This is a genomic window from Actinomadura sp. WMMB 499 (assembly GCF_008824145.1).
GTDB lineage: Bacteria > Actinomycetota > Actinomycetes > Streptosporangiales > Streptosporangiaceae > Spirillospora.
Window position 1 is genome coordinate 8,674,821 of sequence record NZ_CP044407.1, and the last position, 20,776, is coordinate 8,695,596.

Here is a 20,776-nt window from a genome sequence, read left to right on the forward strand (position 1 = left end):
TTGCGCCGAAATGGTGGATCTTTCAATCAGTACAGGTATCAGATCGATCACCATTCGGAGTCGACCGCCCCCATAGCGTCATTCCACCGTGACGGCGGTCTCCTTCGCCGCCGGTTCGAGGAAGCGCAGCAGCGCCTCGCCCTCGGCGGTCAGTGCCGCCTCCGCCGCGCGCGGCAGCGGCTCGAACGGCCGCAGCCGCAGGGTGGCCACGCGACGCTTGTAGTCGGTCTCCCATACGCCCCGCGCGAACCCGTCCCACAGGAACACGGCGCGGACGCGCAGGTTCTTCGTGGTGAGCGAAGGGCGGTGGGCGTCGGCGATGATCCTCCGCCGGTCGGCGTGCGCGAGGACGAGCGCGTCGAACTCGGGCAGGAAGCGCGCGGGCGCCGGGACGTCCCCGTCCGGACGCGGTGCGTCGGGGAGATCGAACAGCTCGCGGCCCGCGTCGTCGGTGAGGACGCGCAGCCGTGGCCGCAACCGGTCGAACACCTCGCCGAGCGCCGCCAGGCCCGACCAGGTCTGCGCGTCGGCCGCCGAGGCGGGGCCGTAGGCCGCCAGGTAGCGCAGCATCAGCGCGTCGACGGCGGGTTCGGCGGCGGGTGCGAACCCGAGCCAGGAGTCGGCGAGCGCGAACTCGGAGGCGCGCGGGAAGGCCCACCTGTCGCCGGTGGGCACCATGACCAGCGGGACGCACATCCGGACGGCGTAGCCGAGCGCGCGTTCGTCGACGTCCGGGAACTCCTCCTTCAGGAGCGCGCGCGTCTCGTTGAACGTTCGCGGACGCTCGCGGAGCAGCGCGCGTGCCACGTCGGCCGTCGCGCCGGCGTCGAGGCCCTCGGCGCGGTCGCCGAGCACGCGCATGGCGGCGTCCAGCACCGGCTGGAGCGTCTCGCGGAAGGCGCCGTAGTCCGCCGCGGTCATGAGGTGGAGCGTGGCGCGCATCGTCGTCGCCCGGACGAGCGAGCGGTCGTGCAGCGCCGCGCGGAGATCGGACGCCTCGAAGCCCTCCAGGCGGCTCCACAGCCCGAGGAAGGGCGGTTTGGGCTCCTGCGCCTGCATGCAGAGCAGCCGGCCCACGGCTTCGGTGACGGTCGCCCGTTCCCGCGCCAGGAGCAGCTGCCGTGCCAGGGTGGCCCGGTTGAGCGCCCGGATGTCGAGGGTCTGGTTCACGGCGCCGACTTTACTCCCGGCCGTCGTCGTCGGCGGCGATGTTGCGGCCCGCCGTCCGGACGCACCCGCGCAGCCACGCGTCGGCGGCGGGCGGACCGGCGTCGTGGCGGACGTGCCACGTCGGCGACAGGACGAGCGGCGGCAGTTCCAACGGGAACGGCGCCCACGCGAGCCCGAGACCTTCCACGAGCGGCCGGGCCGCCGTCCGGCGGGGACGCGCGCCGGCGCGCTCGGTGGGCGCGGCGCCGGGCGCCGTGGAGGCCGCGGGCGGGGGCGCGGCCGCCCGGGCCAAGGTGATCGACGCCTTACCGGCGGTCTGGTCCGCCGGGTAGCGGGTGGTCGCCGCCGTCGTGTGCGTCCTCGCGCTCGTGGCGGTGCCGAGCCTCCCCGGTCGCGAGGAGGGATGGGGCGGCCCCGTGAGCCCCGTTCTCGGGGCGAGTGAGATAAGTCTCAAGGTGCCGTCGTGACGCGAGAGCCCGCGAGCCCGGCGGTGCCGTCCTCGCTCGTCCGGGCGATGCGCGCACGACCTCCCGGACCGGCCAGGACGCGCGACGCCCGCCGCCGAGGCTCCGGTCCGGGACGGCCCCCGGCGCCGCTCGGGATCGCGCCGCGCGCACCGGCGACCGGCCGGATCATCGCTGGTCAGAGTGCTGCAGGAGGTCGGGGAGCGGAGGTCGGCGTGATCGGGAACGAGCGGCGGGCGCGAAGGTTACGGGCTGATATACCGTAAAATGCACGTGCATCGGCTCTTGCACATGCACGCCATTGCTAGCAGGATTGCCCCGGACCCCCCGCACGTGAACTCGCCGGAGATCGCGATGACCGCACACTTGAGCGACAGTGACCGACAGGCGCTGCGGCTGGCCCAGGATCTCCGCGAGGAGATGCGGGCCGCGCTGCCCCAGCTGCCGGCCGACCCGTCGGTGTCCCCCTTCGTCGACCAGGGCGGGACGCCCAGCGTCCTGCTGCGGATGGACGCGGACACGGCCCGCGCGCTGATGGCCGTCCTGGCCGAGCGTCGCGCGGCGCCCGCGGGGGAGCAGCCGGTCGAACCGCGGCGGGCCGACGGCTCGCACGTCCCGCCGCCGGTGCCCCCGCAGGGCGCGCCGCCCGTGCAGAACGCCGCGCCGTCCGCCGGCGCCCCGTTCGGGGACCCCGGCTTCGGCCTCGGCGCGGGTGCGCCCTACGGTCAGCCCGCGTTCGCCGAGGCGGCCTACGCGCAGGCGCCCTACGCGGAGGCCCCGTACGCGGAGGCCCCCTACGCGCAGGCCCCCTACGCGCAGGCGCCCTACGGCCAGGACACCGGCGGGCACATGACGGTCGGCGGGACCGGCCCGACTCCGCTCGTGCCGTCGGTCTACCCGACGCACTGACTCCGCGCCGCGTCGGTCCCTACTCGTAGGGGTTCTCCGGCTGGGAGACGCGTTCGACCGAAATGCCGCGCAGGTCGTGAACGCCCGTCTGGGCCTTGCCTTCCGGCGGCATCCACGTTCCGACGACCTGGACCCAAGCGCCCTCCGGGGGCTGGGGCCGGTCGTGGACGATGACCGAGAAGGGCATGGCGTCGCCCGCGCAGCACGCCATGTTCAGCCGGGTGACCTGCCAGCCGACCCCGTCGAGCGGTGTGACGAATCCCGTGAGGCGGACGGGGACGTCCCGAAGCGTGGCCGCGCGGCCCGTCTGCTCGAGGAACGAGCGCCCGATGTACTCGCCCATGGTCATCGCGATCGGCCCGCCCGTGCGCGGCAGCGGGCCGTAGCCCTCTTCGGGGGGTGCGGGCGGGGGCGCGGGACGCCCGGTGTCGCGGCTCGCGGTGAAGGAGCCGAGCGCGGGCGGCGCGATCGCGAAGATGATCAGGACGGGAAGGCACAGCAGCCACGCCACCCGGGGGCCCCGGGAGTGGTCGTGGCCGTGCCCGTGCGCCTCGTCGTGCCCGGCGGCGGCGTCCGCGGCGACGCCGGGGGCCGCGCACGGGTCTCCCGCGTCCCGCGGGGCGTCGGCCCGCCACTCCCGGCGCAGCCCGGCGGCCCCCAGCAGGATGAGCGCCAGGCCGGCGGGCGCCAGCAGGTAGCGGAACCCCGGCTTGACGTAGTTCACGTACTCGCCGCTGCCGAACGTGATCCACAACACGGCCGCGCCGATCGTGATCAGCAGGAAGTTCTGGGTGGAACGCGTCACAGCAGCACACCTCCGACGAGCGTGGCCACCCCGATGGCCAGGACGAGGGTCAGGGGGACGAACCGGACGGCGAAGCGCCGCCCGAAGAAGCCGGTCTGCAGGGCGATGAGCTTGAGGTCGACCATCGGTCCGACGACGAGGAACACCAGCTTCGCCGTGGGGGAGAACTGCGTGAGGCTGGCCGCGACGAACGCGTCCGCCTCCGAGCAGATCGACATCAGCACGGCCAGCAGCGCCAGCACCAGGATCGCGAGCCACGGCACGTCGGCGACGCGGTCGACCCAGGACGGCGGCACCAGCACGTTGATCGTGGCGGCGGCGATCCCGCCGACGACCAGGAAGCCGCCCGCGTGCATGATGTCGTGCCGCATCGCCTGCCGGAAGGCGTCCAGGCGGCCGCCGGAGGCCGCGTCCGGACGGGACGGGACGCGGATCCACTCGCCCTTGCCGAACAGCGTCCACGTCCAGCCCACCAGCACGGCGACGAGCAGGGACGCGACGAAGCGGGCGGCCACCATCTCGGGCGAGCCGGGGAACGCGACGGCGGTGGCGACGATCACCACCGGGTTCACGGCGGGCGCGGCGAGCAGGAAGGTCAGCGCGGCGGCGGGCGCCACGCCGCGGGCCATCAGGCCGCCCGCGACCGGAACCGAGGCGCACTCGCAGCCCGGCAGGACGGTGCCGAGCGCGCCGGCGACCGGGACGGCGGCACCCGGACGGCGGGGCAGCGCCCGGCGCCAGAAGGACGGCGGGACGAAGGCGGTGATCGCGGCCGAGAGGATCACCCCGAAGACCAGGAACGGCAGCGCCTGCACGCAGATCGCCACGAAGATCGTCGCCCAGGCGTCCAGCGCGCGGGCGTCGATGTGCGGGGCGGCCAGGGCACGGGCGAGCAGCAGCGCCGCGGCGAGCGCGGTGAAGCCGAGGGCGGCGCGGGTGCCCGGCTCGAGCCGGCGGCGCGGCGCCCAGTCCGCGGGGGGAAGAAGATCGTCGTCGACCGTCCGGAGGTCGGCGTGGTTCATGAAGGAGATCGTGTCACAACCGGGAGGGTGCCCGGGACCGCCGCCGTGAAAGGCGTTCCGGCGCACTTCCCGATAAACGATCTACCTTCTGAAAGGTAAAATATCCCAGGATTTGGCGAAATGTCGGTAATGGCGTATATGCTCGTCGTCAGGTCCTGGTCAAAGAACCTCTGACCTGGGCTGTCCCAGAGCCGTCGCTCCCGCCCGCCAGGCGGGGACCACTCTGCCGAATCGCGGTCGCATCCATGCAGCCGACCGCGGCCGGGCGGGCCCGAGCGCCCCCGGTCGGCAATTCTCCCGCTTCATTCCACCCGCGTCGACGCGCGCCCGCGAACGGGCGCCCGGTGTCCGGCGCGGGCGCGGCCCGCCATGCCCGCGGGTCCGGGCATGCGGGTCCGCTACGCGGCGGTGCATCTCGAGTCCCGAGTCTCGATAGCCGTTCCCTCCTGCCCGGACGCCCCTGTGCTCCGGCGCGGAACGGCGGTCCTGTCGGCCGAACGAAGGAATCACATGCAGAAGCGAGCGATCAACGTCGTCCTGACCGGCATCACCGGCACCGCACTGGCCGGGATGCTCGTGGCCGGTGTGGCGGCCGCCAGCGACGATGGCGCTCCCGACGAGCAGATGCTCCTGTCCAAGCAGGTCACCTCCGCGCAGGAGCACAAGGCCCCGGCGGCGGGCGGGGGCTCGGCGAAGCCCGAGGCCGAGAAGCCCGAGGCCGAGAAGCCCGCCGGATCCGGTGGCGGCGAGGCGGCGAAGAAGCCCGACGCCGCCAAGGACGAGAAGAAGGACAAGGTCCTGCTCAGCGGCGAGACCAAGGCGTCCTACTTCTGGGACGACGGTTCCGGCATCCGCGGCGACACCGGCGCCCCGGCGAGCGGCGAGCCCATGCAGAAGGGCATGTTCGCCAGCCCGAGCTGGCCGATGATGACCAAGGTCAAGGTCAGCTACAACGGCCGCAGCGTCACCGGCTTCGTCGGCGACCGCGGACCCGGCGAGCCCTCGCACCGGGGGATCATGCTGGACCTCGACACCTACACCTTCCGGTACCTGCTGGACGGCGGGGAGCCCGAGAGCGACTACGACACCGGCACCGGCCAGGGCCACCTCGAGGGCCTCAAGTGGGAGGTCCTCGAGTGGGGCGACGGCGCGGGCGAGCGCGGCGAGCCGCAGCCCTTCAACGCCTGATACCGGCCTCGCGCGTCCGCACCGGCGCGCGAACGGGAAGGCCCCGGCGATCTCCGGATCGCCGGGGCCTTCCGGCATTTCATGATCCGTCCAATACCGGGACGCGGAAGAACGGAATGCGGACCCCGCGACAACGGATCCCGGAAATACCGATCACGAACCGCCGAGCAGCCGGCGGAACGCCGCGCCCGCCTCGTCGATCCCGCGCACCGAGCACGACTCGTCGGTCACGTGGGCCTGTTCGGGGTCGCCGGGGCCGTAGACCACCACGGCCGGATCGCCGAGCATCGCCGTCAGCACCGACGCGTCCGTGAAGTACGTCGCGTACTCCGGTTCCCGCGCGGACGCGCCCGGCGCGAGCAGTTCCAGGACCCGTGCGACGCCCGGCGCGGCGGGGTCCGTGGCGACGCCGGGCAGGTCGACGAGCCGTTCGAGCCCGACGTCCGGGCCGCACAGCTCCGCGATCGCCGCGACGGCCTCGTCCGACCCGAATCCCGGGACGGTGCGGACGTCCAGCCGCATCTCGGCGCGGTCGGGCACCAGGTTCGGCTGCACGCCCGCCCGGAAGGTGCCGACGTTCACCGTCACCGGCCCGTGCGTCGGGCTCACCGGCCACTCGCGGTACCCGTGCACCCGCGTCGCGGCGCCCGCGAGCGCGGCGAGCGCGTTGCGGCCGAGCTCGGGGCGCGAGCCGTGCGCGGACACCCCGCGCGCGGTCGCCCGCAGCCACAACGTGCCCTTGTGCCCGAGGACCGTCCGGTTCGCGGTCGGCTCCGCCACGACCAGCAGGTCCGACGGGACGAGCGACGCCGCGTCCAGCCGCGCGGCCCCGTCGCAGCCGGTCTCCTCGCCGAACGTGAACACCAGCTGCAGCGGACGGCCGGGCGCGGCCCCGGCGGCGGCCGCGACCTGGCACGCCACGCCCGCCTTCATGTCGCTGCTGCCGCGCCCGAGCAGCCGGCCGTCGCGCACCTCGCCGCCCAGCGGGTCGAACGACCAGCCGGACGGGTCGGCGGGGACGGTGTCCAGGTGTCCCGTGAAGGTGACCGGCACGCGCGGCACGGCGGGCCCGCGGCGGGCGACGACGTTCGCGCGCCCCGCCTCCGGCTCGGTGACCGCGACCTCGAAGCCCGCGCCGTCGAGCACGTCCGCCACCAGGTCGGCGGCGGCGCGCTCCGCGCCGCCCCTGGTGTCGATCCGCACCAGCCGCCGCGCCAGGTCCAGCGCGTCGATCGTCCGGTCCGTCGTGTCCATTGCCGGTTCCCTCCGCTCAGGCGTCCGCGCGGGTGCTGTCGCGGACGACCAGGCTCGGCACCAGCGCGATGTGCGCGGACGGCCCGCGCACCTCCCGGCCGGCGCCGGCCGCGGCCGCCGCGGCCAGCAGCCGGACGGCCTCGGCCGCGATCCGCTCGCGGGGCTGGTCCACGGTCGTCAGCGCGGGCTCGCCCAGCCGCGCGAACTCGATGTTGTCGTAGCCGGTCACCTGGACGCGGCCCGGGACGTCCACGCCGTGCGCGCGGCAGGCGCGGGTGACGCCGAGGGCGATCAGGTCGTCGGCGCACACGATCGCGTCCGGCGGGACGCCCCCGTCGAGCAACCGTGCGACGGCGGTCTCGCCCCACTCGACGCTGTAGTCGCCGAGCAGGACCTGCTCGGGCGCCACGGCGATGCCCAGGTCGCCCGCGCGGCGGCGGAACCCCTCGAAGCGCTGCTCGGTGGAGGAGTTGGTCAGCAGCGAGCCGACGAACGCGGCCGACCGCGCCCCGCCCGCGTGCAGGTGGTCCATGACCTGGCGCATCGCGGCGACGTCGTCCACGCCCACCCAGTCGGTGCTGGTGCCGCCCACGAACCGGTCGAGCTGCACCAGCGGCAGCCGGTCGGCGGTCTCCTGCACGGCGGCGCCGCTCAGCGTGCCGTGGCTCGGGCTCACGATGATGCCGTCGACGTTGCGGGCGACGAGCGTCGCGAGCCGCCGCGCCTCGACCTCGGGGTCGGAGCGGGCGTCGCAGAGCAGCAGTTCCTTGCCCTCCCGGCCGAGGGCGTGCTCGACGTTCTCCACCAGCGAGGTGAAGAACGGGTTGGAGATGCTCGGCACGACCATCCCGACGGTGTCGGTGCGGCTGTTGCGCAGGGCGCGCGCGATCGAGTTGACCTGGTAGCCGAGCTCGTCGGCGGCCGTCCTGACCTTGCGCTGCACCGCGGCGGAGACCGGCCCCCGCCCGGACAGGACGCGCGACACCGTGGCGGTGGACACCCCCGCGCGCTCGGCGACCTGCGCGATCGTCACCCGCTGCAATCGATTACTCCTCCAGTCGCCGCCGACACGCGTGCCTCGCAGGTTAAAGCTATGTTTCGGCGAACTATACCCCTTGACGGCCTAGGGATTCGATACCTACGGTTCCTCTCACGTTCACTGCAATCGATTACATAGGAGGCGCGATGACGGCGGCGACGGGGAACGAGCGGGCGCTTGGCGTCTTCCCGCCCGGGCCGAACGCGATCGAGGAGCTGTTCGGGACCCGCAAGGTCGTCATCGGCGTCGTGCACCTGCCACCGCTGCCCGGCAGCCCGCACTACGAGGGCGTCCCGCTGGACGAGATCTGCGCGTTCGCGATCGAGGAGGCGCGGGCCTACCTGGACGGCGGCTGCCACGGGCTCATCGTCGAGAACCACTGGGACATCCCGTTCCTCAAGCCCGGCGAGCACGGCTACGAGACGGCGGCGGCGATGGCCGTCGTGACCGACCGGGTCCGGCACGCCACCGGCGGCCGGACGGGCGTCAGCGTGCTGTCCAACGCGGCCGAGTGCTCGATCGCCTCAGCCTGGTCGGGCGGCGGCGGGTTCGTCCGCGTCAACCAGTGGGCCAACGCCTACGTCGCCAACGAGGGGATCATCGAGGGGCAGGCGGCGCACGCAGCCCGCTACCGCAGCCGGATCGGCGCCGGGCCGGTGAAGGTCTTCGCCGACGTGCACGTCAAGCACGGCGCGCACGCGATCGTCGCCGACCGGACCCTCGCCGAGCAGACCGAGGACGCGGAGTTCTTCGGCGCCGACGTGCTGATCGCCACCGGCTCGCGGACGGGCGACGCCGCGGCGCTCGACGAGGTGCGGGGCATCAAGGCGCACACCACCCTGCCCGTCGTGATCGGATCGGGCATCACCGCCGGCAACATCGGGGAGCTGCTGCCCGCCTGCGACGGCGTCATCGTCGCGTCCTCGGTGAAGGACAACGGCCGCTGGTGGGGGCGGGTCGACGCGGCGAAGGTCCGCGAGCTGACCGCCGCGGCGGCGAAGGCCGGAGCGGAACTGCCATGATCGTCTTCTGCGGGTACGCCAACGTCGACCTGACGGTCGAGGTCCCCGTGCTGCCCGGCCCGGCCGCGCGCGTGCAGGCCACCCGCGTCCGGCGCGGCGAGGGCGGGATGGCGGCGAACGCGGCGGTGGCGGCAGCCCGGATGGGGGCCGACGCCCGGTTCGCCGGGGTCGTCGGCCCGGATCCGGCGAGCGCAGCGTTCCTCGCCGCCCTCGCCGGAGACGGCGTCGATACCCGCCGGACGTCCAGGTCCGGCGTCCTCACCACGGCCGTCGTGCTGCTCACCCCGGACGGGGAACGTTCCATCATCAGCCAGGACGACCGGGTGACGCGCGAGCACGTCGCGGCTGCGGCGGCCGCGGCACGGGACGACGACGCCTGGCTCTACCTGGACGGATACCGGTTCCCCGAGGCTGCGGACGTGCTCGGCGGGCGCGGCCGGCCGCGGCTCGTCGTCGACCTCGACGGCTGCGACGGGCCCGGCGCGATGCGGGCCGCGCTCGCCGCCGCCGACCACGCCATCGTCGGCCGTGCGCAGGCGACCGAACTGCTCGCGGGCGGGACGGGCGCCGCCGACGCCGACCGTGCGCTGGCCGCCGAGGCCGCCCGCCATCGGGTAAACCTGGTGGTCACCGACGGTGCGCGCGGCTGGACGCTGTTCGCCCCGGACGGTGCGCGGCACGCCGGGGCGGCCATCGAGGTGACGGCCGTGGACGCCACCGGCGCCGGGGACTGCTTCGCCGGCGTCTACTGCGCGGAACTCGACCGGGGCTCCGCGCCGCCCGACGCCGCCCGCGTCGCCGCCGTCGCGGCCGGACTGTCGTGCACCAGACCGGGCGCGCGCGACGGCCTGCCGCACCGCGCGTCCGTCCTGGCACGCCTGCACGCCGGGAACGGCTCCGGCACCCAGGAGTCCCGCACCCACGAGTCCCGCACACCGGCTCCGGACGCCCCCGCGGCGCCCGTCCGATCCCATCGAGAGGAGACCTGATGCGACACACCGTGGGGGCCGTGGTCGCGATCTGCCTGCTGCTGACGGCGACGGTCGGTTGCGACGTCCAGGCCAGGCGCGAGATCGCCGCCGAGAAGAAGGCCACGGAGAAGGGGCCGCCGCCGCCCGAGCGGTTCGCCGAAACGTGCGAGGTGGACGGCCGGCCGCCCAAGATCGGCGTCGTCCCGATCAACCTGCAGGCGCTCTTCTTCAACCAGATCAACACCGGTGCGAAGACGGTGGCCGACAGGGCCGGGGCGAGCATGCAGGTCGTCAACGGCGACGACGACTCAACCAAGCAGGCGAACGCGATCGACAACATGGTCGCCGACGACTACGACGCGATCATCGTGGACGCGGTCGACACCGAGGGCATCAAGCCCGCGATCCGCCGTGCGAAGGCCGCCGGGATCCCGGTCGTCGCGGTGGACGCCACCGTCGACGACCCGGCCGTCGCCACGCAGGTCGGCACCGCCAACGCCGAGGGCGGGAAGCAGATCGCCGAGGCACTGCTGGAGATGTCCGGCGGGAAGGGCGAGATCGGCGTGGTCGGCGCGCTGAACAGCACCGTCCAGAACGAGCGGCAGAAGGGCTTCACCGACGCGGTCGCCGCAGGCGGCATGAAGGTCGAGACGGTGGTGGACGGCCGCAACATCCAGGAGCAGGCCCAGACCGCCGCCGAGAACCTGCTCACCGGCAACCCCGACCTGCCCTACGCCTACGCGACGGGCGAGCCCGCGCTGATCGGCCTCGCCGCGGCCGTCCGCAGCCAGGAGCGCACCGAGGACATCGAGGTCGTCGGCTGGGACCTGTCGCAGCAGGCCGTGGACGGGCTCAGGGACGGGTGGATCACCGGAGTCGTCCAGCAGAACACCTTCGAGTTCGGCTACGCCTCGATGAACGCGGCGATCGACCTGGCCTGCGGCCGGTCCGCCCCCGCGGACGTGCCCGTCCCGACCCAGATCGTGACGCCCGCCAACGTCAAGGACTACCTGTACTACCTGGAGAAGTGATGGCCGAAGCACCCCTGGTCTCACTGCGCGGCATCACCAAGTCGTTCGGCGCGGTGAAGTCGCTGCGCGGCGTCGACCTCACGCTGGCGCCGGGCGAGGTCCTCGGCCTCGTCGGCGACAACGGCGCCGGAAAGTCCACCCTGATGAAGGTCCTGGCCGGTGCCCTGCAGCACGACGCCGGGACGATCGCGATCGACGGCCGCGAGGTGCGGTTCGGCAGCCCCGCGGACGCGCGCCGCGAGCGCATCGGGATCGTCTACCAGGACCTCGCGCTGTGCGACACGCTCGACGTCGCGAGCAACCTGTTCCTCGGCCGCGAACCTCGCAAGGGGCCGTTCGTCGACCGCCGCACCATGCACCGCCGGGCCGCGGAGACGCTGTCGGACCTGCACGTCCGCGTCAAGTCGACGTACCAGGAGATCGGGCACCTGTCCGGCGGGCAGCGGCAGGCCGTGGCGATCGCCCGCGCGGTGTCGTTCAAGCCGCGCGTGCTGATCCTGGACGAGCCGACCGCGGCGCTCGCGGTCGCCGAGGTCCGCCAGGTGCTCGCGATGATCAAGGACGTCGCCGCGCAGGGCGTCGGCGTCATCCTGATCACCCACCGGCTGCAGGACCTGTTCGAGGTCTGCGACCGCATCACCGTCATGTACGAGGGCCGCAGCGTGGACGACGAGCCGGTGTCCGCGCTCGACATCGAGCGGCTCGTCGCCCTGATCACCCGTTCCGGCGCCGTCACCGGGCCCGACTCCACCGAGGAGGTGGCCTGACATGAGCGTGCAGGCCCCGCCCGCGCCCACCGTCCGCGCCGACACGCCCGGCCTGTGGGACCGCGCCAACAAGGCGACCCTGGCGATGGCCGGGGTGACCGTCGCGCTGTTCGCGGTCTTCGGCATCGCCTCCGACAACTTCCTCACCTTCGACAACATGTCGAACCTGGCCACCCAGGTCGCGATCACGCTGATCGTCGCGGTGGCGATGACGTTCGTGATCACCACGGGGCAGATCGACCTGTCGGTGGGCTCGACCGTCGCGTTCGTCGCCGTCCTCACCGCCGAGATGCTCCGGGCGGGCTGGGACTCCTCGCTCGTGATCGTCGCGGCGCTGCTGGCGGGACTGTTCTGGGGCGCGGTGAACGGCTACCTCGCCGCCTACCACCGGATCCCGCCGTTCATCGTGACGCTCGCCACCATGTCGGTGATCCGCGGGCTGGCGCAGCTGTGGACCGAGGGCTTCTCGGTCCCGATCGACGCCCGGCTCTACGTCGCCAAGATCGGCCGCGCGGAGTTCCTCGGCTTCTCCGCGCTGGCGTGGATCGCGCTCGGCACCGTCGTGATCGGCGCGGTGCTGCTGGCCAAGACGCGGTTCGGCGGTTACGTCAACGGGATCGGCTCGCAGGAGGAGTCCGTCCGCCGCGCCGGGGTGAACACGAACCGCATCAAGATGATCGCGCTGATGCTGACCGGCCTCGCCGCGGGCATCGCGGGCCTGCTCACCGCCGCCAGGCTCGGCTCCGGCTCGGCCAACTCCGCGCAGGCGTTCGAGCTGACCGTGATCGCGGCGGTGGTGCTCGGCGGCACCGACCTGTTCGGCGGCCGCGGCACGATGACCGGCACCGTCATCGGCGCCGTGATCACCGGGGTGATCGCGAACGGGCTGACGCTGCTGGGCGTGAGCCCCTTCCTCACGCCGATCGTCACCGGCCTGGTCCTGCTCGCCGCGATCTGGCTCAACCTGCGCGGCCACGGCATCGCCGAACTGGGCGCGCACCTGATGGGACGGCGCCGCGGCGCGGGCGGCCCGACGGAGCCCGCGTGACGACGGGGACGGCCGTCGAGGTGGCGACGGCGACCGGTCCGGCCTCGAGCGCGGACCTGGGCCTCACCCTCACCCACGAGCACCTGCGCAACGACGTCCGCAAGGCGGTCGGAGCCCCGGCGGACCCGGACGATCCGGACCTGGCGTCCCTGCGCGACGCCCGCACGACCCCGGAGCTGGCCTGGCTGCTGCGCGAGCAGCCCTACGCCTGCCTGGACCACTGCACGCTGGACGACGACGCCGCGATGCTCGCCGACCTGCGCGCGTTCGCGGACGCGGGCGGCGGGACGGTCGTGGACGTCACCCCCGGCGGCCTCGGCCGCGACCCGCGCGCCCTGCGCTCGCTCGCCGAACGCAGCGGCCTGCGGATCGTGATGGGCTCGGGCTGGTACCTGGAGCCGTACCACCCGCCGCACCTGGCGGGGACCGGCGAGCGCGATCTCGCCGCCGAGCTGGTCGCCGAGTTCACGGGCGGCGCCGACGGCACGGGCGTCCGGCCGGGCGTGATCGGCGAGATCGGCGTGTCGCCGGACTTCACGCCCGCCGAGCACCTGGCGCTGCGGGCCGCGGCCCGCGCCCAGCGCGAGACCGGCGTCCCCCTGTACGTGCACCTGCCCGGCTGGCAGCGCCGCGCGCACGAGGTCCTCGACATCGTCCTGGACGAGTACGGCGTGCCGCCCGGCGCGGTGGTGCTGTGCCACATGGACCCGTCCCACGACGACCCCGGCTACCAGCGCGCCGTCGCGGACCGCGGAGTCTGGCTGGAGTTCGACATGATCGGCATGCCGTTCCGCTACCCGGGCGAGGGCCAGTCGCCCGCCCCGCACGAGACGGCCCACGCGATCACGTGGCTGATCGTGCACGGGTACGGCGGGCGGCTGCTGCTCAGCCACGACGTGTTCCTCAAGAGCATGCTGACCGCCTACGGAGGCAACGGGTTCCGCTACGTGCCGACCCTGTTCGTTCGGCGGCTGGCCGATCTCGGCGTGCCCCGCGACGTGGCGGAGAGCCTCCTGCGGGACAACCCCGCGCGGCTGTTCGAGGCCGCCGCGGCCTGACCGGCCGCCCCCCAAGACCGACACCGCACGAAAGAGAGGATCAACAGTGAGCCGCGTCCTGATCGCCGGAGAGAGCTGGGTCACCCAGTCCACCCACATCAAGGGGGTGGACTCGTTCACCACGACCTCCTACGTCACCGGCGTCGAGCCGCTGCGCCGCGCGCTGGAGGGCCGGGGCCACACGGTGGAGCACATGCCCGCCCATCTGGTACCGGCCGAGTTCCCCGGGGACGCGGACGCCCTCGCCGCCTACGACGTCGTGGTCCTCTCGGACATCGGCGCGAACTCCCTGCAGCTCGCACCCGAGGTCTTCGAGCGGGCCGTGCCGGGACGGGACCGGCTCGCCGCGCTGCGCGACTGGACCCGGGACGGCGGCGGCCTGCTGATGGTCGGCGGCTACCTGTCGTTCACCGGGTTCGAGGCCAAGGGCGCGTTCCGCAACACGGTCCTGCACGAGGCGCTCCCCGTCGAGCTGCTGCCCGAGGACGACCGGGTGGAGCTGCCCGCGGGGGCGAGCGCCACCGTGCCGGGGACCGGCCATCCCGCGCTCGGCGGCGTCGAGGGCGACTGGCCCGTGCTGCTCGGCTACAACCGGGTCGAGGCGCGGGAGAACGCCGAGGTCCTGGCCACGCTCAACGGCGACCCGCTCGTCGCCGTCGCCGCGTACGGCTCCGGCCGCTCGGCGGTGTTCACCTCCGACTGCTCGCCCCACTGGGCGCCGCGGCCGTTCTGCGAGGAGTGGGACGGCTACGCGAAGGTGTTCGGCGGCCTCGTCGAGTGGCTCGCCGCGTGAGCCGCCCGGCGGGCCGCGCGGAGGCGCTCCTGGACGCGTGCGCGGAGCCGCTGGAGCGCGCGGCGGGCATGCGGTTCGCCGAGGACGTCCGCACCGGCGCGATCGGCGAGCAGGACTTCGCCGACTACCTCGAGATCGAGGCGTCCTTCGTCGCCACCGCCGCGCGCCTGCACGGCCTGGCGATCTGGGACGCCCCGGACGCCGCGGCGATCGAGCGGAACGCGTCGGCGGTCCACGCGCTGACCACCGAGCAGGCCGACTACTTCCGCGCCGCCCGCGCGGCCTGGCCCGTCCCGGCGCGTCCGGGTGCGGCGGCGCGCGGGGCGGTCCTGTCGGAGTTCGCGCTGGCGGCGGCCCGGGAGGGCGGGCACGCGGCCGTGGTGACGGTGATGTTCGCCGCCGAGAGCCTGTACCTCGCCTGGTGCGGGCGCGCGCACCGGGAGGGCCGCGTCCCGTCCGGGCCGATCGCCGACTGGGTCGCGATGCACGCCGGCGACGCGTTCCGGCGGGGCGTCGCGGCGCTCGCCCGGGAGGTCGACGCGGTTCCCGCCGAGGTCCCGGGCGACCGGCTCGCCGGCTGGTTCGCCGGGATGCTGGAGGCGGAGATCGCCTTCCACGACGCCGTCTACGCTCCCCGCTGAGCGGTTCGCCCGCGCCCGTTCAGTCCGCGAGCAGCGCGACGACCTCGGCGAACCGCTCCATGGCGGAGTCGGGCACCTGGTAGTAGGTGAACCCGTAGCGTTCCCGGCGTGCGATCATCTGCTCGGCGATGTGCTCGGGCGGCCCGACGAACTGGGACGGCATGTCCGGGACGAGCCCGGCCGCGGCCGTGCCCCACCCGCGCAGCACCGCGACCCGAGCGGCGGTCGCGCGCGGGTCCGCGCCGAACGCGGGCGTGACCATCATGCTCAGCTCGACGTCCCGGCCGTCCGCGGCGTCCCGGACGCGGTCGACCTTGCGGGCGATCGTGTCCGGGAGCCGCTCGGTGATCTCGTCCGAGATGGCCCCTTCGGGGAGCGCCCGGGGCAGGACGCCGACGGTGTCGGCGTACCGCCCGGCGATGCCGAGCATCCGGGGGCTCCCGGCGCCGACGACCAGCGGCGGGCGCCGCTCCGGGCGCGGGAACACGGTCAGCCCGTCGATCCGGTAGTGCTCGCCCGCGAACACGGTCCGCTCCCCGGACAGGAGGCTGCGCAGGATCCGCAGCGACTCCTCCAGCCGCCCCACCCGGATCCCCGCCGGGTCGAACGGGATCCCGGCGGCGTCGTACTCGGCCCGCAGCCATCCCGCGCCGACGCCCAGCTCGAACCGGCCGCCCGACAGGTGGTCGAGGGTGGCGGCCTCCTTGGCCACCGTCACCGGGTGCCGGTGGTCATTGGCGAGCACCATCGTGCCGAGCCGGAGCGTGCGCGTGCCGGCCGCCGCCGACGCGAGCGCCACCATCGGCGCGAGCTGGTCGCCGAACGGCTCGGGCACGAAGTGGTCGCGCAGGGTCAGGGTCGAGTAGCCGAGTTCCTCCGCGCGGTGTGCGGTGGCGGCGAGTTCGGCGCCCGAGCGGATCGACCCGCCCACGACGCCGAACCGGAACGCGCGTGCGTGAGGGTTCATGCCCGCGAGCCTGCCCCCCGGCGCGCGGCGGCGCTGGCGGGAATCCGACGTGCAGGCCGCCGGAAGGTGCGGGCCGCCGGAACGTGCCGACCGGCGGGACGGGCGAGCGGCTCGATCGCCGTCCGTGCGGCGTAAGGGCGTCACCGACTGCCCGGCCCCACCGGTCACTTCCAGACTGCGTCGGCGGACGCCGCACCGCAAGTCGTCGCGCGGGCGCGGGTCGTCGCGCCGCCGTGAGGCATGGGCCCCGCCGCGAATCATCGCCCGCCGGGCGGCGTGACCCGCTGCGCGAGCAGCCGCCCCGGCCAGTCGCCGACCGTGAATTCCGCCACCGGCTCGAAGCCGTTGCGCCGGTAGTACTCGACGAGGCGTCCGTCGCCGCCTCCGTAGCAGTCGACGCGGAGCAGTCCCGCGCCGCGCGCGGCCGCCTCCCGCCGCGCCTCGCCGATCAGAGCCGCGCCGACACCGTGCCCCGCGAACGCGCGGTCGGTGACGAGCAGCGTGATGTACAGCTCGGGTTCGTCGACCGGCTCGACGTAGTGCGGCGGCGCCGGCCCGGCCGCCATGAACCCGGCCGGGCGGCCGTCGACCTCGGCGGCCCAGATCCCGTCCTCCCGGGCGATGCCGTCGATCCGCTCGACCCGCCGCGGGTCGAGCGACCAGGGCTCGGTGCCCCACTGCCCGGCCCGTCCCTCCCGGACGAGCCACGCCACCGCGCCGTCCAGCATCGCCAGCATCGCGGGCGCGCTCTCCGGGCCGCCCCGGCGGATCCTCATCGTGGCACCTCCGCCGCCGATCATCGCACGGCGGGACGAGGGGGAGAACCGGGAGCGTTCCGGCGCGGCCGGGCGGCGACCGGTGTCAGGACGCGATGAAGGCGTGCGCGCGGCGGAAGAGCCCGAGAGTGATCGAGTGCAGCAGGTCGCCGGTCTCGCGGGGCGCCTTGCCCGCGCAGGCGCGGGCGTGCGTCCCCTCCAGGACGATGCCGAGCTTGAAGCACGCCAGGACCGCGTACCAGGTGATGGACGACAGGTCGCGCCCCGCGACGGCGTCCGCGCGGTCCGCGTAGGCGCCGACGAGTTCGTCCGCGGTGGGCAGGCCGCCCGCGGCGCCCAGCGGCCCGGCGAGCGCGGCGCTCTCGTCGTCGCGGTCGGGCCAGGTGGCCAGCAGCCACCCGAGGTCCAGCAGCGGATCGCCGATCGTGCACATCTCCCAGTCGACGATCGCGGCGACCTCCGGGCCGGTGGGTGAGTACATCAGGTTGGCCAGGTGGTAGTCGCCGTGCATGATCCCCGGCCGCCACTCCTTCGGGCGCCGCTCCTCGAGCCAGCGCGCGACGTCGTCCAGCCCGGGGATGTCGGGGCCCGGGTAGCCGTCGAGGGCGCCGTAGGAGTCGAGTTCGGACGTCCACCGGCCGACCTGCCGTTCGAGGAACCCCGCCGGCTTGCCGAAGTCGCCGAGCCCCACGGCCTCGTGGTCGACCGCGCCCAGTGCCGCGAGCGCCCGCGCCGCGTTCAGCCCCATCTCGTGCCGGACGGACGCGTCGTTCGCGTGCAGGTCCGGGAGCGTCACCGAGGCGTTGAACCCGTCGACCGGGGTCATCAGGTAGAAGACGGCGCCGTTCATCACCGACTCGTCCGGGCAGGCGGCGACCAGGCGCGGCGCGGGCACGTCCGTGCCGTCCAGGGCCCCCAGCACGCGGGCCTCCCGGCGCAGGACGTCGTTGGTGCGGGCCCGCAGGTGCGCGGGGCCGCGCCGCAGCACGTACTCCCGCCCGCCCCGCCGGAACCGGACCAGCATGTTCTGCGTCCCGCCGGTCAGCGGCGCGACCTCCTCGAACGGTCCTCCGGGCAGGCCCCGGGCGTCCATCCATGCGGCGAGCACCCGGAAGTCGAGGAGCGCGCGGTCGATCTGCTCAGGCTGCTGCACGGCGGGGTCCCTTCGGCACGACGTAGTACCGGAGAGTAACAGTCATGCACTTGCATTACTCATTCAAATGGATGCATTATCGGCCGGGACGCCAGCCACCGACGGCAGGAGACGCGCCATGGCATGGGACTTCGAGACCGACCCCGCCTACCAGGAACTTCTCGACTGGGCCGACGCCTTCGTGCGGGACGAGGTCGAACCGCTCGACCTCGTCCTCGGCAGCCCGTACGACAAGGCCGACCCGCGCTACGCGAAGCTCGTGCGGCCCCTTCAGGAACAGGTGCGGGAGAAGGGCCTGTGGGCCTGCCACCTCGGCCCCGAGCTCGGCGGGCAGGGGTACGGACAGGTGAAGCTGGCGCTGCTCAACGAGATCCTCGGCCGCTCGCGGTGGGCGCCGTCGGTGTTCGGCTGCCAGGCCCCCGACTCCGGCAACGCCGAGATCATCGCCCACTTCGGCACGCCCACCCAGAAGGAGCGCTACCTGCGGCCCCTGCTGGACGGCGAGATCTCCTCGTCGTACTCGATGACCGAGCCGCACGGCGGCGCCGACCCGACGCTGTTCACCACGCGCGCCGTCCGCGACGGGGACGGCTGGGTCATCAACGGCGAGAAGTGGTTCAGCTCCAACGCCCGCCACGCCGAGTTCCTGATCGTCATGGCGGTCACGAACCCCGACGTCAGCGCGTACGAGGGCATGTCGATGTTCATCGTCCCCGGCGACGCGCCCGGCCTGGTCACCGTCCGCAACGTCGGCGTCGGCGGGGAGCGCGAGGGGTCGCACGGCTACCTGCGCTACGAGGACGTCCGCGTCCCGGCCGAGAACCTCCTCGGAGACGAGGGCGGCGCGTTCGCCATCGCCCAGACCCGGCTCGGCGGCGGCCGCATCCACCACGCCATGCGGACGATCGCGCAGGTCCGCAAGGCGTTCGACATGATGCTCGAGCGCTCGGTGTCCCGGCAGACCCGCTTCGGGCCGCTGGCGAAGATGCAGATGACGCGCGAGAAGATCGCCGACAGCTGGATCGAGATCGAGCAGTTCCGGCTGCTCGTGCTGCGCACCGCGTGGCTGATCGACAAGCACCGCGACTACAGGAAGGTCCGCAAGGACATCGCCGCCGTCAAGGCCGCGATGCCGAAGGTCTACCACGACGTGGTGCAGCGGGCGATGCACCTGCACGGCGCTCTCGGCGTGTCGAACGAGATGCCGTTCGCGTCCATGATGATGGGTGCGCAGGCGATGGCGATCGCGGACGGGCCCACCGAGGTCCACAAGATCACCCTGGCCCGGCAGCTGCTGCGCGACGTCGAGCCCGTCGAGGGGCTCTGGCCGTCCGAGCACGTGCCGACCCGGCGGGAGGCGGCCCGCGAACGCTTCGCCGAGGCGCTGGAGCTGGCGATCGGCGAGGAGTGAGGAACGAGTGAGGGACGGCGCCGGATGAACGACACTCGGGAGCGGCTGCTGGACGCCGCCGAGCGGCTCTACGCCGAACGCGGCGTGGACGCCGTCAGCCTCCGCGAGATCGTGCAGGAGGCGGGCGCCCGCAACGCCACCGCCGTCCAGTACCACTTCGGCGACCGCGCGGGGATGGTCCGTGCCGTCTTCGCGCGGCACGCCCCCGAGGTGGAGGCGCGCCGGCACGCCCTGCTGGACGCGTGCGAGGCGGCCGCCGCTACCGGGCCGGACGGCCGGGACGGTCCGGGCGGCGCGGGCGGCGGGGACGTGCGGGCCCTCGCCGCCGCGCTCGTCCGCCCGCTGACGGCGCGCCTCGCCGACCCGTCCGGCCGGGCGTTCCTGCAGATCTGGGCGGACGTGATCAACCGGCCGAACCCGATCGTCCCGGTCGCCGTCCTCGACGATCCGGCCGACAGCCTGTGCCGCTGGCGAGCGCTCGTCGAGCCCCTGCTGGAGGAGGACGCCGCGCGCCTGCACCGGCGGTTCACCGCCGTCCGGTACGCCGCCATCGAGGTGGCGCGCCGCGCCCGCTCCGGCCCCCGCACCGACGACCGGCTGTTCACCAGCTACCTGATCGACGTCGTCGCCGCGATCCTCGGCGCCCCCGTCTCGCCCGAGACCCGCCGCCTCGCGGCCGAACGCGACGCGGCCCGCGGGTGACGGCTCGGCCCGTGGTGACATTCGTCCAAGACGGCCCGGATCCGTGGTCGCAGACTGGGCACGTACCCACGACGACCAGGGAGGACGACATGGCGAACGAGAAGAACGGCGCGATCAGCCCGATCGTCGGCTACAGCGACGTCGAGAAGGCGCTGGAGTGGCTGGAGCAGGCGTTCGGGTTCGAGGTCCAGGCGGTGCACCGGGACGACGAGGGCAACATCGTCCACACCGAGATGCGGCACGGCAACGGCGTCTTCATGCTCGGCGACGCCAACCCCGGGAAGGCCGCCAACTACGTCGTCGTGACCGACCCGGACGCCCACCACGATCGTGCCCGGGCGGCCGGTGCCGAGATCTTCCGCGAGCTCACCGACCAGGACTACGGCTCCCGCGACTACGCGGCCCGCGACCTGGACGGCAACGAGTGGTACTTCGGCACCTACCGGCCCTGACCGGGCGGGGGAGCGGCGGAAGACCGGACGATCGGGGGCTGGCCGCCGGGAACCGGGCCCGCCGTGCCGGACCGTCCGGCCTCCGCCCGCCGGCCGGGCGGACGCCGGGCCGGCGGGCGGGCGGACGCCGGGC

At 74.0% G+C, this 20,776-nt stretch carries 22 protein-coding genes; 13 read left to right on the forward strand and 9 right to left on the reverse strand.

The window, feature by feature from the left end; all coding sequences use genetic code 11:
- Positions 1 to 78: 78 nt before the first annotated feature.
- Positions 79 to 1,170 carry a winged helix DNA-binding domain-containing protein gene (locus tag F7P10_RS39600; protein ID WP_151017122.1) on the reverse strand — a complete coding sequence of 364 codons (1,092 nt, stop codon included), beginning with the start codon at positions 1,168 to 1,170 and terminating at the stop codon, positions 79 to 81.
- Between the two features lie 10 nt (positions 1,171 to 1,180).
- Positions 1,181 to 1,462, reverse strand: coding sequence for a hypothetical protein (locus F7P10_RS39605; protein ID WP_151017123.1), 282 nt, complete (start codon positions 1,460 to 1,462; stop codon positions 1,181 to 1,183).
- Between the two features lie 538 nt (positions 1,463 to 2,000).
- Between F7P10_RS39605 and F7P10_RS39610 the strand changes: the two genes are divergently transcribed.
- The gene (locus tag F7P10_RS39610) at positions 2,001 to 2,543 is read left to right on the forward strand and encodes a hypothetical protein (RefSeq protein WP_151017124.1); all 543 of its coding nucleotides are present in this window, start codon (positions 2,001 to 2,003) and stop codon (positions 2,541 to 2,543) included.
- Between the two features lie 19 nt (positions 2,544 to 2,562).
- On the opposite strand, the gene F7P10_RS39615 is transcribed toward F7P10_RS39610, so the two are convergent.
- Both F7P10_RS39615 and F7P10_RS39620 read right to left on the reverse strand, forming a co-directional pair.
- Positions 2,563 to 3,348, reverse strand: coding sequence for a TIGR03943 family protein (locus F7P10_RS39615; protein ID WP_151017125.1), 786 nt, complete (start codon positions 3,346 to 3,348; stop codon positions 2,563 to 2,565).
- Entirely contained in the window at positions 3,345 to 4,370 is a 1,026-nt protein-coding gene (locus tag F7P10_RS39620; RefSeq protein WP_151017126.1) for a permease, read from the reverse strand. Before F7P10_RS39620 ends, F7P10_RS39615 begins: the two co-directional genes overlap by 4 nt.
- Before the next feature lie 510 nt (positions 4,371 to 4,880).
- On the opposite strand from F7P10_RS39620, the gene F7P10_RS39625 reads away from it, so the two are divergent.
- A complete protein-coding gene (locus F7P10_RS39625; RefSeq protein ID WP_151017127.1) occupies positions 4,881 to 5,558 on the forward strand; it encodes a hypothetical protein in 678 nt (225 codons plus the stop codon).
- Between the two features lie 153 nt (positions 5,559 to 5,711).
- Here the strand turns inward: F7P10_RS39625 and F7P10_RS39630 are convergent, their stop codons facing one another.
- On the reverse strand, positions 5,712 to 6,812 hold the full coding sequence (locus F7P10_RS39630; RefSeq protein WP_151017128.1) for a M20 family metallopeptidase: 1,101 nt from the start codon (positions 6,810 to 6,812) through the stop codon (positions 5,712 to 5,714).
- 16 nt (positions 6,813 to 6,828) lie between these two features.
- Entirely contained in the window at positions 6,829 to 7,845 is a 1,017-nt protein-coding gene (locus F7P10_RS39635; protein ID WP_218040780.1) for a LacI family DNA-binding transcriptional regulator, read from the reverse strand.
- A 152-nt stretch (positions 7,846 to 7,997) separates the two neighbouring features.
- Between F7P10_RS39635 and F7P10_RS39640 the strand changes: the two genes are divergently transcribed.
- The 8 genes from F7P10_RS39640 to F7P10_RS39675 are packed head-to-tail and all read left to right on the forward strand — an operon-like array spanning position 7,998 to position 15,182.
- Positions 7,998 to 8,873 carry a BtpA/SgcQ family protein gene (locus F7P10_RS39640; protein WP_151017130.1) on the forward strand — a complete coding sequence of 292 codons (876 nt, stop codon included), beginning with the start codon at positions 7,998 to 8,000 and terminating at the stop codon, positions 8,871 to 8,873.
- Entirely contained in the window at positions 8,870 to 9,862 is a 993-nt protein-coding gene (locus tag F7P10_RS39645; protein WP_151017131.1) for a carbohydrate kinase family protein, read from the forward strand. Before F7P10_RS39640 ends, F7P10_RS39645 begins: the two co-directional genes overlap by 4 nt.
- A complete protein-coding gene (locus tag F7P10_RS39650; protein ID WP_151017132.1) occupies positions 9,862 to 10,875 on the forward strand; it encodes a substrate-binding domain-containing protein in 1,014 nt (337 codons plus the stop codon). Before F7P10_RS39645 ends, F7P10_RS39650 begins: the two co-directional genes overlap by 1 nt.
- Positions 10,875 to 11,642 (forward strand): ATP-binding cassette domain-containing protein, encoded by a 768-nt coding sequence (locus F7P10_RS39655; protein ID WP_151017133.1) that lies wholly within the window; start codon positions 10,875 to 10,877, stop codon positions 11,640 to 11,642. The genes F7P10_RS39650 and F7P10_RS39655 overlap by 1 nt, the downstream gene beginning before the upstream one ends.
- Position 11,643: 1 nt before the next feature.
- Positions 11,644 to 12,690: an ABC transporter permease gene (locus F7P10_RS39660; protein ID WP_151017134.1), complete on the forward strand. Its 1,047-nt coding sequence runs from the start codon at positions 11,644 to 11,646 to the stop codon at positions 12,688 to 12,690.
- Positions 12,687 to 13,748, forward strand: coding sequence for a phosphotriesterase (locus F7P10_RS39665; protein WP_151017135.1), 1,062 nt, complete (start codon positions 12,687 to 12,689; stop codon positions 13,746 to 13,748). The genes F7P10_RS39660 and F7P10_RS39665 overlap by 4 nt, the downstream gene beginning before the upstream one ends.
- A 46-nt stretch (positions 13,749 to 13,794) precedes the next feature.
- On the forward strand, positions 13,795 to 14,541 hold the full coding sequence (locus F7P10_RS39670; RefSeq protein ID WP_151017136.1) for a glutamine amidotransferase: 747 nt from the start codon (positions 13,795 to 13,797) through the stop codon (positions 14,539 to 14,541).
- A complete protein-coding gene (locus tag F7P10_RS39675; RefSeq protein WP_151017137.1) occupies positions 14,538 to 15,182 on the forward strand; it encodes a TenA family protein in 645 nt (214 codons plus the stop codon). Before F7P10_RS39670 ends, F7P10_RS39675 begins: the two co-directional genes overlap by 4 nt.
- Before the next feature lie 19 nt (positions 15,183 to 15,201).
- Here the strand turns inward: F7P10_RS39675 and F7P10_RS39680 are convergent, their stop codons facing one another.
- The 3 genes from F7P10_RS39680 to F7P10_RS39690 all read right to left on the reverse strand — a co-directional run bounded on the left by F7P10_RS39680 (position 15,202) and on the right by F7P10_RS39690 (position 18,078).
- Positions 15,202 to 16,149: a TIGR03621 family F420-dependent LLM class oxidoreductase gene (locus F7P10_RS39680; protein ID WP_176611826.1), complete on the reverse strand. Its 948-nt coding sequence runs from the start codon at positions 16,147 to 16,149 to the stop codon at positions 15,202 to 15,204.
- A gap of 257 nt (positions 16,150 to 16,406) precedes the next feature.
- Entirely contained in the window at positions 16,407 to 16,925 is a 519-nt protein-coding gene (locus F7P10_RS39685; RefSeq protein WP_151017139.1) for a GNAT family N-acetyltransferase, read from the reverse strand.
- 85 nt (positions 16,926 to 17,010) lie between these two features.
- Complete coding sequence (locus tag F7P10_RS39690; protein ID WP_254716254.1) at positions 17,011 to 18,078, reverse strand: phosphotransferase family protein; 1,068 nt, start codon at positions 18,076 to 18,078, stop codon at positions 17,011 to 17,013.
- Positions 18,079 to 18,196: 118 nt separating this feature from the next.
- On the opposite strand from F7P10_RS39690, the gene F7P10_RS39695 reads away from it, so the two are divergent.
- From F7P10_RS39695 to F7P10_RS39705, 3 genes are all read left to right on the forward strand, one after another.
- The gene (locus F7P10_RS39695; RefSeq protein ID WP_151017140.1) at positions 18,197 to 19,489 is read left to right on the forward strand and encodes an acyl-CoA dehydrogenase family protein; all 1,293 of its coding nucleotides are present in this window, start codon (positions 18,197 to 18,199) and stop codon (positions 19,487 to 19,489) included.
- 24 nt (positions 19,490 to 19,513) lie between these two features.
- A complete protein-coding gene (locus F7P10_RS39700; protein ID WP_151017141.1) occupies positions 19,514 to 20,191 on the forward strand; it encodes a TetR/AcrR family transcriptional regulator in 678 nt (225 codons plus the stop codon).
- An 89-nt stretch (positions 20,192 to 20,280) separates the two neighbouring features.
- Complete coding sequence (locus F7P10_RS39705; protein ID WP_151017142.1) at positions 20,281 to 20,643, forward strand: VOC family protein; 363 nt, start codon at positions 20,281 to 20,283, stop codon at positions 20,641 to 20,643.
- Positions 20,644 to 20,776 lie beyond the last annotated feature (133 nt).